The 13,856-nt window shown below is 43.6% G+C and carries 11 protein-coding genes; 7 read left to right on the top strand and 4 right to left on the bottom strand.

Annotated features, from left to right (window positions below):
• Positions 1-25: 25 nt before the first annotated feature.
• Complete coding sequence (dnaK, locus tag NBH14_RS20885) at positions 26-1,942, bottom strand: molecular chaperone DnaK (protein ID WP_186960094.1); 1,917 nt, start codon at positions 1,940-1,942, stop codon at positions 26-28.
• 199 nt (positions 1,943-2,141) lie between these two features.
• On the bottom strand, positions 2,142-3,014 hold the full coding sequence (locus tag NBH14_RS20880) for an AraC family transcriptional regulator (RefSeq protein WP_186960093.1): 873 nt from the start codon (positions 3,012-3,014) through the stop codon (positions 2,142-2,144).
• A gap of 269 nt (positions 3,015-3,283) precedes the next feature.
• On the opposite strand from NBH14_RS20880, the gene NBH14_RS20875 reads away from it, so the two are divergent.
• The 7 genes from NBH14_RS20875 (at position 3,284) to NBH14_RS20845 (ending at position 11,427) form a co-directional block, all read left to right on the top strand.
• Positions 3,284-4,654, top strand: a complete 1,371-nt coding sequence (locus NBH14_RS20875) for a Gfo/Idh/MocA family protein (protein WP_186960092.1) — start codon at positions 3,284-3,286, stop codon at positions 4,652-4,654.
• A gap of 5 nt (positions 4,655-4,659) precedes the next feature.
• Positions 4,660-5,901: a DUF6807 domain-containing protein gene (locus tag NBH14_RS20870; RefSeq protein WP_186960091.1), complete on the top strand. Its 1,242-nt coding sequence runs from the start codon at positions 4,660-4,662 to the stop codon at positions 5,899-5,901.
• Positions 5,902-5,907: 6 nt separating this feature from the next.
• Complete coding sequence (locus NBH14_RS20865) at positions 5,908-6,804, top strand: DUF6807 domain-containing protein (RefSeq protein WP_186960090.1); 897 nt, start codon at positions 5,908-5,910, stop codon at positions 6,802-6,804.
• 939 nt (positions 6,805-7,743) lie between these two features.
• Positions 7,744-7,908, top strand: a complete 165-nt coding sequence (locus NBH14_RS20860; protein WP_186960089.1) for a hypothetical protein — start codon at positions 7,744-7,746, stop codon at positions 7,906-7,908.
• A 50-nt stretch (positions 7,909-7,958) separates the two neighbouring features.
• Entirely contained in the window at positions 7,959-8,765 is an 807-nt protein-coding gene (locus tag NBH14_RS20855) for an SDR family oxidoreductase (RefSeq protein WP_186960088.1), read from the top strand.
• 1 nt (position 8,766) lies between these two features.
• Positions 8,767-9,969, top strand: coding sequence for a mannonate dehydratase (gene uxuA / locus NBH14_RS20850; RefSeq protein ID WP_186960087.1), 1,203 nt, complete (start codon positions 8,767-8,769; stop codon positions 9,967-9,969).
• A 60-nt stretch (positions 9,970-10,029) separates the two neighbouring features.
• Positions 10,030-11,427, top strand: a complete 1,398-nt coding sequence (locus NBH14_RS20845; RefSeq protein ID WP_186960086.1) for a putative oxidoreductase C-terminal domain-containing protein — start codon at positions 10,030-10,032, stop codon at positions 11,425-11,427.
• A 280-nt stretch (positions 11,428-11,707) separates the two neighbouring features.
• Here the strand turns inward: NBH14_RS20845 and NBH14_RS20840 are convergent, their stop codons facing one another.
• Together NBH14_RS20840 and NBH14_RS20835 are read right to left on the bottom strand one after the other, a co-directional pair.
• The gene (locus NBH14_RS20840) at positions 11,708-13,282 is read right to left on the bottom strand and encodes an Rne/Rng family ribonuclease (protein WP_186960085.1); all 1,575 of its coding nucleotides are present in this window, start codon (positions 13,280-13,282) and stop codon (positions 11,708-11,710) included.
• A 224-nt stretch (positions 13,283-13,506) separates the two neighbouring features.
• Positions 13,507-13,779, bottom strand: a complete 273-nt coding sequence (locus NBH14_RS20835) for an HU family DNA-binding protein (protein WP_005636204.1) — start codon at positions 13,777-13,779, stop codon at positions 13,507-13,509.
• Positions 13,780-13,856 lie beyond the last annotated feature (77 nt).

Raw genomic sequence — 13,856 nt, 5'->3', positions numbered from 1 at the left:
ATCTTATGTGGAAAATGTAATCTATTTATTTCACTTCTTCGAAGTCAACATCTGTTACGCCGCCGTCTTTAGCTCCGCCAGCGTTGTTGTTGGCCTGTTGCTGTCCGAAGTCAGGTCCCGGTTGTGCACCGCCCTGAGCATTCTGAGCATTGTACATTTCCTGGCTTGCAGCCTGGAATACTGTATTCAGTTCAGTCATGGCAGCATCGACACCTGCAACATCCTGAGCCTTGTGAGCTTCTTTCAGCTTGTTCAATGCAGCTTCGATAGGAGCTTTCTTATCAGCCGGAAGTTTGTCACCTAGGTCTTTCAATTGTTTTTCAGTCTGGAAAATCATACTGTCAGCCTGGTTCAGCTTGTCGATACGTTCTTTTTCTTTCTTGTCGGCTTCAGCATTGGCTGTCGCTTCGTCTTTCATACGTTTTACTTCTTCGTCGCTCAAACCGCTGGATGCTTCGATACGGATACTCTGTACTTTACCGGTTCCTTTATCTTTTGCAGATACGTTCAGGATACCGTTTGCGTCGATATCGAAAGTAACTTCAATCTGAGGTACACCACGCTGTGCAGCAGGTATTCCGTCCAGGTGGAAACGGCCGATTGATTTGTTGTCCTTAGCCAGAGAACGTTCACCCTGTAAGATATGGATTTCTACAGACGGCTGGTTGTCGACAGCAGTTGTAAATGTTTCCGATTTCTTAGTCGGGATTGTTGTGTTGGCTTCGATCAACTTAGTCATTACGCCACCCATTGTTTCGATACCCAAAGACAGCGGAGTAACATCCAGCAACAATACGTCTTTTACTTCACCGGTCAATACACCACCCTGGATTGCAGCACCTACAGCCACTACTTCATCCGGGTTAACACCTTTGGAAGGAGCTTTACCGAAGAATTTTTCAACGATAGCCTGTACAGCCGGGATACGTGTAGAACCACCTACCAGGATTACTTCGTCGATATCGGAAGTGCTCAAGCCAGCATCTTTCAATGACTGACGGCACGGTTCGATACAAGCCTGGATCAGGCTGTCTGCCAACTGTTCGAATTTAGCACGTGTCAATGTCTTAACCAAGTGCTTTGGAATACCGTTAACCGGCATGATATACGGCAGGTTGATTTCTGTGCTTGTTGTGCTTGACAATTCGATCTTAGCTTTTTCAGCAGCTTCTTTCAAACGTTGCAAAGCCATCGGGTCTTTACGCAAGTCAACGCCTTCTTCACGAAGGAATTCTTCTGCCAGCCAGTCGATAATCACGTGGTCGAAGTCATCACCACCCAGGTGAGTATCACCGTTTGTCGATTTTACTTCAAATACACCGTCACCCAGTTCAAGGATTGAAATATCGAATGTACCGCCACCAAGGTCGAATACGGCAATCTTCATATCTTTGCTGGTCTTGTCAAGACCGTAAGCCAGAGATGCGGCAGTCGGTTCGTTCACGATACGGCGAACATTCAGACCTGCAATTTCACCGGCTTCTTTTGTAGCCTGACGCTGAGCATCGCTAAAGTAAGCCGGAACAGTGATAACTGCATCTGTTACTTCCTGTCCTAAATAATCTTCAGCAGTCTTTTTCATCTTCTGAAGAACCATTGCTGAAATTTCCTGCGGAGTGTACAGACGGCCTTCGATATCCACACGCGGAGTGTTGTTATCGCCACGTACTACCTTATAAGGTACGCGGTTGATTTCTTTTGTAACCTGGTCGTAAGTTTCACCCATGAAACGTTTGATAGAAAATATAGTTTTTTCCGGATTGGTGATAGCCTGACGTTTTGCGGGATCACCAACTTTACGTTCGCCGCCTTCAACGAATGCAACGATTGAAGGAGTCGTTCTTTTACCTTCGCTGTTTGCAATAACAACCGGTTCGTTACCTTCCAGTACGGCAACACATGAGTTGGTTGTTCCTAAGTCGATACCAATAATTTTTCCCATAATTTTCTACTATTTTAATTGTTATTATTTTTCGTCTTTGCTTTTTCTCTTGTCGAGTTGCACCAATTAGTATACAAAACGTATGCCAAAGTAACAATGAACGGTTCCGAATTGTTTTTGCTGTCAGAAATAATGACAATACGGCAGTTGTTGTGGAAGGAACTTTTATCAATTCGTGTATTTTTATGACAGGAATATATTATTTTAGAAACTGTTTTTTGTATTCGGAGGGAGTAAGCCCGGTGTTGCGTTTGAAGATACGATTAAAGTGGGTGATCGTATTAAAACCGCACTCTATGGATATTTGTGTTATGTCTATTTTGTTTTCAATCAGTAGTTTACATGCGTGTCCGATGCGTAGGTCCAACAGGTATTCCATAAATGTTTTACCTGATCTTTCTTTGAAATAGCGGCAGAAAGAAGAACTATTCATCGCTACGATAGAAGAAATTTCGTTTAAATCAATATTTTCTTTATAATGATTTGCCAGAAAAGATAGAATCTTTTCCATGCGTTGATCCATGGTAATGGATACCGATTGGCAAAAGTGTAAACTGCCCAGATAACGTTTAGATTTGAAATTGGCCATTAAGTCGAGCAGGTGTAGTAAATTGATAATACGCATGGTTCCTTTGCTGTCGGGTAATAGTTCGATACACCGTATGATTTCTTTGTTTTCCGGATATGGGAAATGTATTCCCCTGGCAGATTCATCCAATAACTTTTTTATGTGGGCTAAATCTGCATAGTTACTAATGGAATGCGACATGAAATGTTCTTCAAACTGGATGATGACTCCTTTTACCCGTAAAGAATGATTGTTTGTTTCATATTCCGGAGCGCTTTTCATGTAATGCGGAACTCCATGCCCGACGAATGTCAGATCATGAGGATAAAAGGTTTCCATATTGTCGGCAACAAAGCGTTCGCCTGTGCTTTCCTTTACATATATGATCTCAAACTCATTATGAACATGCCAGGGAAAAGTAAATCTGTCATAGTCATAATGCCGGGCAATGATCGGAGTGCCGGCATAGATAGTCAGTTGTTCATGCATGAGTTTGTTTTCCATAATTTCATTTCATTATTGCAGGAACAAATTTAGCATAAAATAATACTGTCCGTTATTTAAAAGAACAAACAATGATTTATTTGTATTAAATATAAGAATTTAAGATTCTTCGTCCATCATACCTTAGCAGAAATGTCAGGAAAGGAGCGGATAGGACATATTCAGGGGAAATTCCTCAATATCGTGTTATAATCTGCAAAAAAAGGCTGTATCCGTTATTCCGGTTCGTGTTAGTTTTGTGTATTGAAACATAATCTAAATTCTAATATATGACTACAACACGAAGAGACTTTCTGAAAAGATCGATTACAGCCGGTTTGGGAATGTTTATAGCCCCGACGATTGTTCCGGCTTCTGTTTTTGGCCCTCATGCACCGTCAAACCGTATTAATATCGGCGCTATCGGAACAGGACGGATTTCACGGGATCATGATATGCCCGGGGTGTGGAAATATGATGATGTGCGTATTATTGCTGCTGCCGATGTGGATGCTAACCGTGTGGCGGATGCTAAAAAACTGGTTGAAGGCTATTATTCAAAAAAACTGGGTAAACCGTACAGTGGAGTTACGACTTATGAAAACTATTTAGACCTGTTGGCTAATAAAGACATTGATGCTGTCTTGATAAGCACTCCTGATCATTGGCATGCCAAGATGGCGATCGATGCTGTCCGGGCAGGTAAAGATGTGTATTTGCAGAAACCGACTTCGTTGACTATAGAGGAAGGACGTAAGATGAGTGATGCGGTGAATGCAACGGGACGTATCCTGCAAATCGGCAGCCAGCAACGTTCGATGGAGCAATTCAGGATTGCTTGTGAACTTGTGCGGAACGGGCGTATCGGTCAGCTGAAAGATATTGAGATCCGTTTACCGGGTGATCCTCCCGGCGGGAATCCGGAAGAAATGCCTATTCCAGCAAATCTGAATTATGATATGTGGTTGGGACAAACCCCTTATGTACCTTATACTATAGATCGGGTACATCCGCAACAAGGGTATGACCGTCCGGGATGGTTGCGTTGCGAACAGTTTGGTGCCGGTATGATTACCGGGTGGGGAGCACATCATTTCGATATAGCCCATTGGGCCATGGATAAAGAGTATTCCGGGCCGGTTGAAATATCAGGACATGCCGAATTTCCCACCTCCGGTTTATGGAATGTACATGGTGATTATGCGACCGAAATGCTTTATGATAATGGGGTGGTGGTACGTGGTACGACCAACAGCAAAGAAAAACCGAATGGTGTCTTATTTACCGGGACTGAAGGTTGGATATTTGTCAGTCGCGGTGCCTATAAAGCTTCGGCAAACGATCCTGAAACAGCCGGTGCATCAAAGGCGTTGCAAGCCTCTGACCCGAAGATACTGACTTCTGTTATCGGAGAAAATGAAGTACATCTTTATAAAAGTTCCGATCATCATGGTAACTGGCTTGAAAGTGTCCGTACGAGAAAACAAAATATCACTCCGGCAGAAGTGGCACATCGTTCCTGTTCGGCTTGCCTGTTGCAACATATAGCAATGAAACTAAATCGTAAACTTTACTGGGACCCGGTTCTGGAACGCTTCAAAGATGATGATGAAGCAAATTCTATGATTGCCCGCCCTCACCGTCCACCTTATAATTTTTGAATGAGATGAGACGGTTGGTTGCTGTTGTTTTGTTTTGTCTTATTTCTTTCCCCTCATTATGGGCAGCAGGAGAAATACGGATTGTTGTGGAAGCCGGTTCATATGACCGGACGGATTGTGTCGTTTCGACCGGGGTTTCTTCGCTTGATCTGAAAGGAGATCTTTCAGCTGTCGTTTTGTATGAGAGAATAGGAAAGAAAAGGATAAAAGTATCGTGCCAGTTACTACGTGAGAAAGATGGAACTCCCCATCTGTATTGGATATTGACGGGTAAAACTCCTGCCGGAACCATGCGTGAATTTATTGCCGAACGAAGCCGGAAAGGGGAACGAAAGGCGATAATGAAAACGGAGGATACAGGTAAGGCTTTAATCCTGAAAAAGAATGACAACGAGATCCTGTACTATAATTATGCAACAGTTTACCCTCCGGCAGGCATTGATCCGGCTTTTCAAAGAAGCGGTTTTATTCATCCGGCTTGTGCTCCGTCGGGAAATGTGCTGACCACTATACAACCTAAAGATCATTACCATCATTATGGTATCTGGAATCCCTGGACACGTATCGAGTATGATGGAAACATGTATGACTTATGGAATCTGAAGGATAAAAAAGGCACAGTCCGTGCACGAAATATAGCTGTTGTTTATCAGGGAAATATCTGCGCCGGTTATTTGGCTAACCTCGATCATTATATATTCTCTCCTTCCGGTGAGAAAGTCATTATGAACGAATCCTGGTCTGTGAAAAGCTGGAATATCCCGGATAAATTTTTGTGGGATTTTGAATCAGGATTGCATCCTTCCACTGATTTACCTGTGTTGATAAAAGCCTATCGGTATGCCGGTTTCGGATGGCGTGCCACAGAGGAATGGACAAAGGAGAATTGCACCATGGTCACTTCCGAAGGGAAAAATCGTCCGGAAATAGATGGAACAACGGCCCGGTGGATTTTTGTTACAGGAACATGCGGAGGAAATAGCCGTTCCGGCTTTCTGGTTCTAAGCCATCCCGGAAACTACAATGCTCCGGAACCTCTTCGTATCTGGGATGAAAATTCTAATGGTGGCCGGGGAGATGCGTTTGTCAATTTTGCACCGACTAAAAATAAAGATTGGCAGCTAATGCCTGGTAAAGAGTATGGTTTGCGTTACCGTATCTGTACTTACGATGGAGAAATGACTGCTGATGAAGCCAACCGTTTATGGAACGATTTTGCTTATCCACCTAAAGTATTTATAAAATAGAAGAATATGAAAAAGATAATTTTAACGATAACGGCCCTTTGGCTGGCCGGAGTTATGTATGCCCAGAAACAGGAAGTTTCGGCTACAAAAGTAGGAAATCGTATAGATGTCACAATCGGTGAACAGTTCTTTACCAGCTATCGGTTCCAACCGGATGAGAAATATCCTTTCTTTTTTCCGGTAAACGGTCCTGTTTCGGGAGCCGGAGTTACTTCCATGCGTAACGGTCAATATCCTCATCACAGCTCTCTGTTTTTTGGGTGCGACCGGGTGAACGGAGGTAACTACTGGCAGGAAGGCCTTGAACGCGGACGTATCATTTCTGTCGGTGCCCGGATTGTGGAAGCTAAAGGTGAACGTGTGGTGATTGAAGATGAATGTCTCTGGAAACGTCCCGATGCGGAAGCTCCTATTATGGACAGGCGGAAGATTATTATTTCGGCTCCCTCCCCTGAACTGTATCAACTTGATTTCGACATTGAGATGGAGATGCTTATAGATGTGACGATTCAAAAGACGAACCATTCCTTGTTCAGTGCCAGAGTCGACCCGGACCTGACTGTTAAGCAGGGAGGAGTAATGATTAATTCGGAAGGCAAACAAGGTGAAAAAGGAACGTTCGGGGTAGGGGCAGCCTGGATTGACTGTTATGGCGAACGTAAAACCGGAAAGGAAGGGATTGCTATTATGCAGCATCCGTCTAACCGTTGGTATCCGTCACCCTGGTTTACGCGTGATTACGGATTTATGTCACCCACTCCGATGTACTGGTCTGAAAACGGAAAGACAACCGACCTGAAAAAAGGAGAAAAAATAGCACTCCGTTATCGTGTCCTGATCCATAAAGGAGATAGTCAGGAAGCAGGCATTGCCACTCTGTTTGAGCAGTATATGAAAGAATAGGAATAATGGAGTGATGTAGAATAAGATGAATAGGTATATACAATTGTTTTTTGAATTCTACTATCATACTATCACTAATTGAAATAAGTGTATGATTATTAGTCTTTTAATTGGTGGTAGTAGGTGCTTTCAACTATCACTAATCTATCACACAACTATCATATCCTGCTTAAAAAGTAAGATAGACAGTCTCTTGTTTTTGATAAGTAAATAGTTTAAAATCAACGATATAGTAATGCGTGTTGCTTGACACCCGGGTCTTGGTACCTTCGACACCCGGGTATCAGCATCGTCAAGATGGGGGCGTAAAACAGGGTGAGATAGGCATCCCGGCAACAAAAAGTCTGTATTCGGGTGAAATTAAGTCCTTGTTTTGGGATAAAAAGATAGTAGACTGACGAATTATGAGAGGCTGCATGCAGCCGGGCAGTTGTCTTTTTAACCTTAAAAAGACGGCTACTAAGTTAAAATAGAATTAAAGTGATGGTTGAATGATAGATAAATGATAGTTGAAAGTGCCTACTGTCATTAATTAGAAGGCTAATAATCAAACACTTACTTCAATTAGTGATAGTATGATAGTTGAATTAAAGAAAATAGTTTATAGTAAGAGAGTTAGAGTTGTATTAGAAAGATTTGAACCTACTTTTCCCTTGATGGAAAAGTAGTCAAAAGATCAAGGCTTAACCGGCTTCACTGCTGCGGTGAAAGACTACGCTGTCGCATCTGAACTCGCTACGCTCAAACAGCAGATGCTCCTGACGCTTCGTCTTCCACCTTCGCGGACGTTCACCCGCTTAGGCCTTGACAAGGAAGCTCTGCTTCCTCTTGGAATTGCCGATACCGGCTGTTGAAAGAGAAAGGACCTGTTATATTATATAGGTGTCGGTATCGGCAATCCCCGGAGAACGCAAAGCGTTCTGTGAAAGGCCTCATCTGGTGAGCGTAAAGCGTAGCATCCGTAGTGAGTGCCCGGAGGCTGTGCTGTTTGAGCGCAGCGAGTTCACAGACGACAGCGAACGAAGGAGGCGGAGTAGCGAGGCAGATGCAGCCTTGATCTTTTGGTTACTTTTCTATCAAGAGAAAAGTAACAGTCAATTCTGATAATACTTAAACTATCAAATAAATTATATCAACATTAAAATAATTCGATTATGATTATCAATTTAAAAGATAAGGTAGCTGTTGTAACTGGCGGCGGAGGTGTGCTGGGAGGAAGTATTTCCCGCAGCTTGGTAGAGAATGGGGTGAGAGTGGCGATACTTGATATTCGTCAGGAGCAACTGGATAAACGCGTTGATGAATTATCAGCCTTGGGGCAAGTGATAGGAATCCGGTGTGATGTGTTGGATATTACCAGCCTGGAGGAGGCTCGGGCAAAATTGCTGTCGGAGTGGGGACAGATTGACATCCTCGTGAATGCAGCAGGAGGTAACCTGCCGGGTGCCACTTTGCGGGAGGATCAGACCGTATTTGACATGAAGGTCGAAGATTTCAACCGGGTGACCGATCTGAATATGAACGGAACAGTTTATCCTTGTCTGGTTTTCGGTAAAGCGATGGCGGAAAGTGGCGAGGGAAGTATCATCAATATCTCTTCAATGGCAGTCTATTCAGCTATCACACGTGTGCCGGGTTACTCGGTTGCCAAGAGCGGAGTGAGTATCTTTACCCAGTGGCTGGCAATGGAAATGGCGTTGAAATTCGGTGAGAAGATACGTGTGAATGCACTGGCTCCCGGCTTTTTTATCGGCGATCAGAACCGGGCTGTCCTTATTAATCCCGACGGTACGTATACGGAACGCAGTCGCAAGGTCCTGGCGCGTACACCCATGAAGCGTTTTGGCGATATCAGCGAGTTAAACGGACTGGTTCATTTCTTGTGTTCCGAACACGCCAGTTTTATAACCGGAACGATCATACCGGTAGACGGAGGTTTCAGTTCTTTTAGCGGAGTGTGATATGGCGTTGGAAAAAACATGGAGATGGTTTGGCCGGAATGATACGGTCACGTTTGCCGACTTGAAACAAATGGGAGTGGAGGGAGTTGTAACTTCCCTCCACCATATTCCGGCAGGAGAGGCTTGGCCGGTGGAAGAGATCCGTAAGGTGCAGGCCGGGATCGAACATCATGGAATGCGTTGGAGTGTAGTAGAGAGCTTACCGGTTTCGGAAGGCATTAAAATCGGGTCGGCAGACCGCCCGCAGCTGATTGAGAACTATATCCTGTCTCTGAAGAATTTGGGTGCATGTGGAATTGATACAGTGTGTTACAACTTTATGCCGGTACTCGACTGGGCACGCACAGACCTGCATTTTAAGAATAATAACGGGGCGGAGTCGATGCTGTTCGACTATCCGACTTTTGCTGCTTTCGACATATACATTCTTCGTCGTGAAGGTGCTGCCGGCGATTACCCTGAAAATATACGGCAAAAAGCGCGCGATATAGCCGGATCTTTAACAGAAGATGAAAAAGAAGAGTTGGCGCATAATATAATAATCGTCACGCAGGCTTTTATTCATGGTGTGATTGGGGAAGATAGCGACAATTATAAAGATCGTTTCCTGACTTATTTGAAAACATATGATGCGATCGGAAAAGAACAATTACGCGAAAACCTGGCTTTTTTCCTGAAAGAAATACTTCCTGTTGCGGAACAGGCCGGCGTAAATCTGTGTATACACCCCGACGATCCTCCTTTCCCGTTGTTGGGCTTACCTCGTATTGCGGGAACGGCCGACGACTTTAGATGGATCATGGAACAGTCTGATTCTCCCGCTCATGGAATAACGTTTTGCACCGGTTCGCTTTCGGCCTGCCCCGACAATGATTTGGTGGCGATGGCAACTGAGTTTGCTTCGCGTATCCAATTCGTTCATTTGCGGAATACGGCCTACTTGGCCGATAATAGTTTTTATGAATCAGGGCATTTGACAGGTAGTGTCGATATGTTTTCTATCATAAGGATATTGCTGGAAGAACAACGGCGGCGAAGAAAGTCCGGCCGTAAAGATTGGCGAATGCCATTTCGTCCGGATCATGGTTTGCGTATTCTCGATGACTATTCGCGGACAGCCAATCCAGGCTATCCCTTGATCGGTCGCCTCAAAGGAATGGCGGAAATAGACGGTTTGCAAACGGGAATCGAGCGCTTTTTGTAAAGTTTCTTTCTATCTTTGTGGTGACTCTGTTGACAGTAAATAACTTAATAGAACAATAAAATGAAGACTTACTTGATTTTTACTATGACTGCACTTTTAACTGCGACCTCTTGCTCGGTCAAAAAAGAGGATACGAAAAGCTTCTCCGGTGTTCCGGGTGAAGTGAAATTGATAACGCTCGATCCCGGACATTTCCATGCAGCTTTGGTACAAAAAAATTCTTACCCGCAGGTTGCCGATGAAGTATATGTATATGCTCCGGTCGGTGATGATGTAAAAGAACATCTGGCAAAAGTGGAAGCCTATAATAACCGGCAGGATTCTCCGACCCGTTGGGAGGAAGTCGTTTATACAGGAGCTGACTTCCTGGAAAAAATGATTGCCGAAAAGAAAGGAAATGTAATGGTTACTGCCGGTAATAACGGTAAAAAGACAGATTACATCAAACGCACTTTATCGGCCGGCATTCATGTACTGGCAGACAAACCGATGGCGATTAACCCGGCAAATTTCGAAGTATTGAAAGAATGCTTTGATATAGCCCGTGACCAGCATGTGCTGCTTTATGACATTATGACCGAGCGGCATGAGATTACAACGATCTTACAGCGGGAGTTATCTTTGTTGCCTGCTGTCTATGGGGAACAACTGGCCGGTAGTCCGGAAGAACCGGGTATCGTAAAAGAGAGCGTTCATCATTTTTTCAAAACAGTGTCAGGCAACCCGCTGAAGCGTCCGGCATGGTTTTTCGACGTGGAGCAGCAAGGTGAAGGCATTGTTGATGTTACGACTCACCTGGTCGACCTGGTACAGTGGGAAGCGTTTCCGGATGTGGTAATCGATTATCAGAAGGATATTGAGTTGCTGGATGCAAATCGTTGGACGACTCCTATGTCTAAAGAACAGTTTAAAGAAGTGACCGGACTGGATACTTATCCCGATTATCTGCAAAAGGATGTTGTTGGTGATACCTTGAAAGTCTACTCTAATGGTGATATTACTTACAAGCTGAAGGGTTTATATGCTAAAGTTTCGGTTATATGGAATTACACTTTCCCGGCAGGCGGTGGCGATACGCATTTCTCTGTCATGAAGGGAAGCAAGGCAGACTTGATTATCCGTCAGGGTAAAGAACAAGGCTACAAGCCGGAGTTGTATATCGAAGCACTTCCTGGTGTTGATCTGGTAGCTTATGAAAAGGAACTCGCCGCATCTATACCCGTTATTGCCGACAAATACCCTGGAGTTGCCTTGAATAAGATCGCAGATAATGTATGGCAGGTTCAAATCCCCGCAAATTATCGCGTAGGACATGAAGCTCATTTTGGTCAGGTGACGGAAAACTTTTTAGAATATTTGAAGGATGGTAAACTGCCTGACTGGGAGGTACCGAATATGATCGCAAAATATTATGTAACGACTCGTGCGTTGGAGATGGCGAAAGAGAAGAGTAAGTAAAGAGGGGGAGAGATTAATAAGAAAGAGATGTGCCTGGTTTGGGGTACATCTCTTTTTTCTGAAATAATTTAAAGCCAGAGGAGGAAATCCAGGAACTAGCCACGAAGATGTAATTCGTTTTTGTGAAATGATGCGTAAATGTGTTAAGGGGGATTTTACGGCTGTTGAAAAAGCTGGAATCCTTGACCGCATTCTCGGATATTGATTTTACAAGAAGGATATATTTCTCCTTACAAATAGAAACAAAAATCCCCGAAGCCTGTATCGCTCCGGGGATTTTTTATTTTTTCATTTCCTTTTCTTCCATCATGTCGAGTTCGTTCTTGTCGGAATCAATAAATTTGTATTCCAGAAAACCCAGACTTTGGTTAGGAATGACTTTCATACCCATTGAGTATTTTAGTTTCCATTTCATACTGAGGGGATAAAGCCCCTTGTTTACGAATGCTGCCACGTAGGGATGTACGTGCAGGGCGAATTTCTTTACATTATGCTTATTCACTAAACAATCGATCTTACCTTCCAGATTGTCGGTAAATAGGATCGAAGGTTTGATTGTCCCTGTGCCGAAACAGGTAGGACACGATTCTGTTGTATCCACATCCATTGCCGGGCGTACCCTCTGGCGGGTAATCTGCATCAGACCAAACTTACTTAAAGGCAGGATGTTGTGTTTGGCCCGGTCGCTTGCCATCGCTTTAGTCATGTGTTCAAACAACTTCTGTCGATTAGCGGCTTCCGCCATGTCGATGTAGTCGACCACGATAATACCGCCCATATCACGGAGACGAAGCTGACGTGCAATTTCGTCGGCGGCGGCTGTGTTTACGTCGATAGCTGTTTTCTCCTGGGCGTCGCTCCCTTTGGAACGGTTGCCGCTGTTCACATCTATCACGTGCATGGCCTCGGTATGCTCGATAATCAGGTAAGCTCCACTTTTATACGTAACCGTACGTCCAAACAGCGATTTAACTTGTTTCGTGATACCGAAATTGTCGAAGATAGGTAATTCGCCGGTATATCGCTGTACGATCTCTTCCCTTCCGGGAGCGATCAGGCTGACATAATCGCGTATGTTATGATAAACATCCGCATCGTTTACGTAAATGTTCTGGAAAGACGGGTTGAAGATGTCGCGGAGCAAAGCTACCGTACGCGCCGTTTCTTCATATACAATCGACGGCACTTTCAGTTTGGGAACTTTGACGATGTTATCTTCCCATCGTTTCACTAATGTCTTTAATTCATGGTCGAGTTCAGCAACACGTTTTCCTTCGGAAGAAGTACGTACGATCACGCTGAAATTTTTCGGCTTGATGCTCTGAATCAACTGCCGCAAACGGGCACGTTCTTCGCTCGACTTGATTTTTGTGGAGACAGAGACCTTATCGGCAAATGGTATCAATACGATGTATCTTCCGGCAAATGACAGCTCGGAAGTCAGTCGCGGACCCTTTGTTGAGATCGGCTCTTTGGCAATCTGTACCAACACCTCTTGTCCTACTTTAAGCACGTTACTGATGCTTCCGTCCTTTTCAATCTCAGGAAGTATCTGTACTTTTGAAATGGCGGGCATCTTTTTAGGGTCGCCAAGTGCTTGTTTGAGGAACTTTTGTTGGGTGTTGAAGTTAGGACCTAAGTCCAGATAATGAAGAAATGCGTCCTTTTTGTACCCTACGTCGATAAAAGCAGCGTTCAAACCCGGCATCAGTTTCTTTACTTTGCCAAGATAAATATCGCCTACGGCAAACGAGACATTGCGGGCCTCCTTCTGGAGTTCCACAAGGTTTTTGTCTTCCAATACGGCAATAGATACCTCTTTGGGTTGTACATCAACTACTAATTCACTTATCACTTAAAAAGAGGGTTTTTTAATTCAGACCTTTCTAAATACGCAAAGAACAAACTTAAAAGGTCACTTATTAAGTTTGTTCTTTAGAGTTTCTCGATAGACTTATTTCTTTTTATGTCTATTCTTTTTCAGTCTCTTTTTGCGCTTGTGCGTAGACATTTTATGTCTTTTTCTTTTCTTTCCGCTAGGCATTGTTTCTAAATTTTAAATTAAACTATAATTACTAATTACTTAACTTCGTTCAGGAAAGTTTTAGCCGGCTTGAATGAAGGGATGTTATGCTCCGGAATGATGATCGTAGTATTTTTTGAAATATTACGAGCAGTTTTCTGGGCTCTCTTCTTAATAACGAAACTTCCGAATCCTCTCAGATAAACGTTTTCACCCTGAGATAACGAACTTTTCACGATGTCCATGAAAGATTCTACGCTATTCAATACCGTCTGCTTATCGATACCGGTACTTTTTGAAATCTCGCTAACAATATCTGCTTTAGTCATGTCTATAAATTAATTAATGATTTGGACCTATTAATTTTTTGGAATGCAAATATATAGCTTTTTATTTAAGTGGGAAA

This window comes from Parabacteroides caecihominis, assembly GCF_023656785.1.
In the GTDB taxonomy this organism is placed as follows: Bacteria; Bacteroidota; Bacteroidia; order Bacteroidales; family Tannerellaceae; genus Parabacteroides; species Parabacteroides segnis.
Note: the sequence above shows the minus strand (reverse complement) of the source record. Positions and strands in the feature narration are given on the sequence as shown.

What these genes read in the sequence shown, in the direction of transcription:
- NBH14_RS20870 (WP_186960091.1), top strand. Translation starts at nt 4,660, where the DNA reads ATGAGACGGTTGGTTGCTGTTGTTTTGTTTTGTCTTATTTCTTTCCCC.
- NBH14_RS20855 (WP_186960088.1), top strand. Translation starts at nt 7,959, where the DNA reads ATGATTATCAATTTAAAAGATAAGGTAGCTGTTGTAACTGGCGGCGGA.
- uxuA (WP_186960087.1), top strand. Translation starts at nt 8,767, where the DNA reads ATGGCGTTGGAAAAAACATGGAGATGGTTTGGCCGGAATGATACGGTC.
- NBH14_RS20880 (WP_186960093.1), bottom strand. Translation starts at nt 3,014, where the DNA reads ATGGAAAACAAACTCATGCATGAACAACTGACTATCTATGCCGGCACT.
- NBH14_RS20865 (WP_186960090.1), top strand. Translation starts at nt 5,908, where the DNA reads ATGAAAAAGATAATTTTAACGATAACGGCCCTTTGGCTGGCCGGAGTT.
- NBH14_RS20835 (WP_005636204.1), bottom strand. Translation starts at nt 13,779, where the DNA reads ATGACTAAAGCAGATATTGTTAGCGAGATTTCAAAAAGTACCGGTATC.
- NBH14_RS20875 (WP_186960092.1), top strand. Translation starts at nt 3,284, where the DNA reads ATGACTACAACACGAAGAGACTTTCTGAAAAGATCGATTACAGCCGGT.
- NBH14_RS20845 (WP_186960086.1), top strand. Translation starts at nt 10,030, where the DNA reads ATGAAGACTTACTTGATTTTTACTATGACTGCACTTTTAACTGCGACC.
- dnaK (WP_186960094.1), bottom strand. Translation starts at nt 1,942, where the DNA reads ATGGGAAAAATTATTGGTATCGACTTAGGAACAACCAACTCATGTGTT.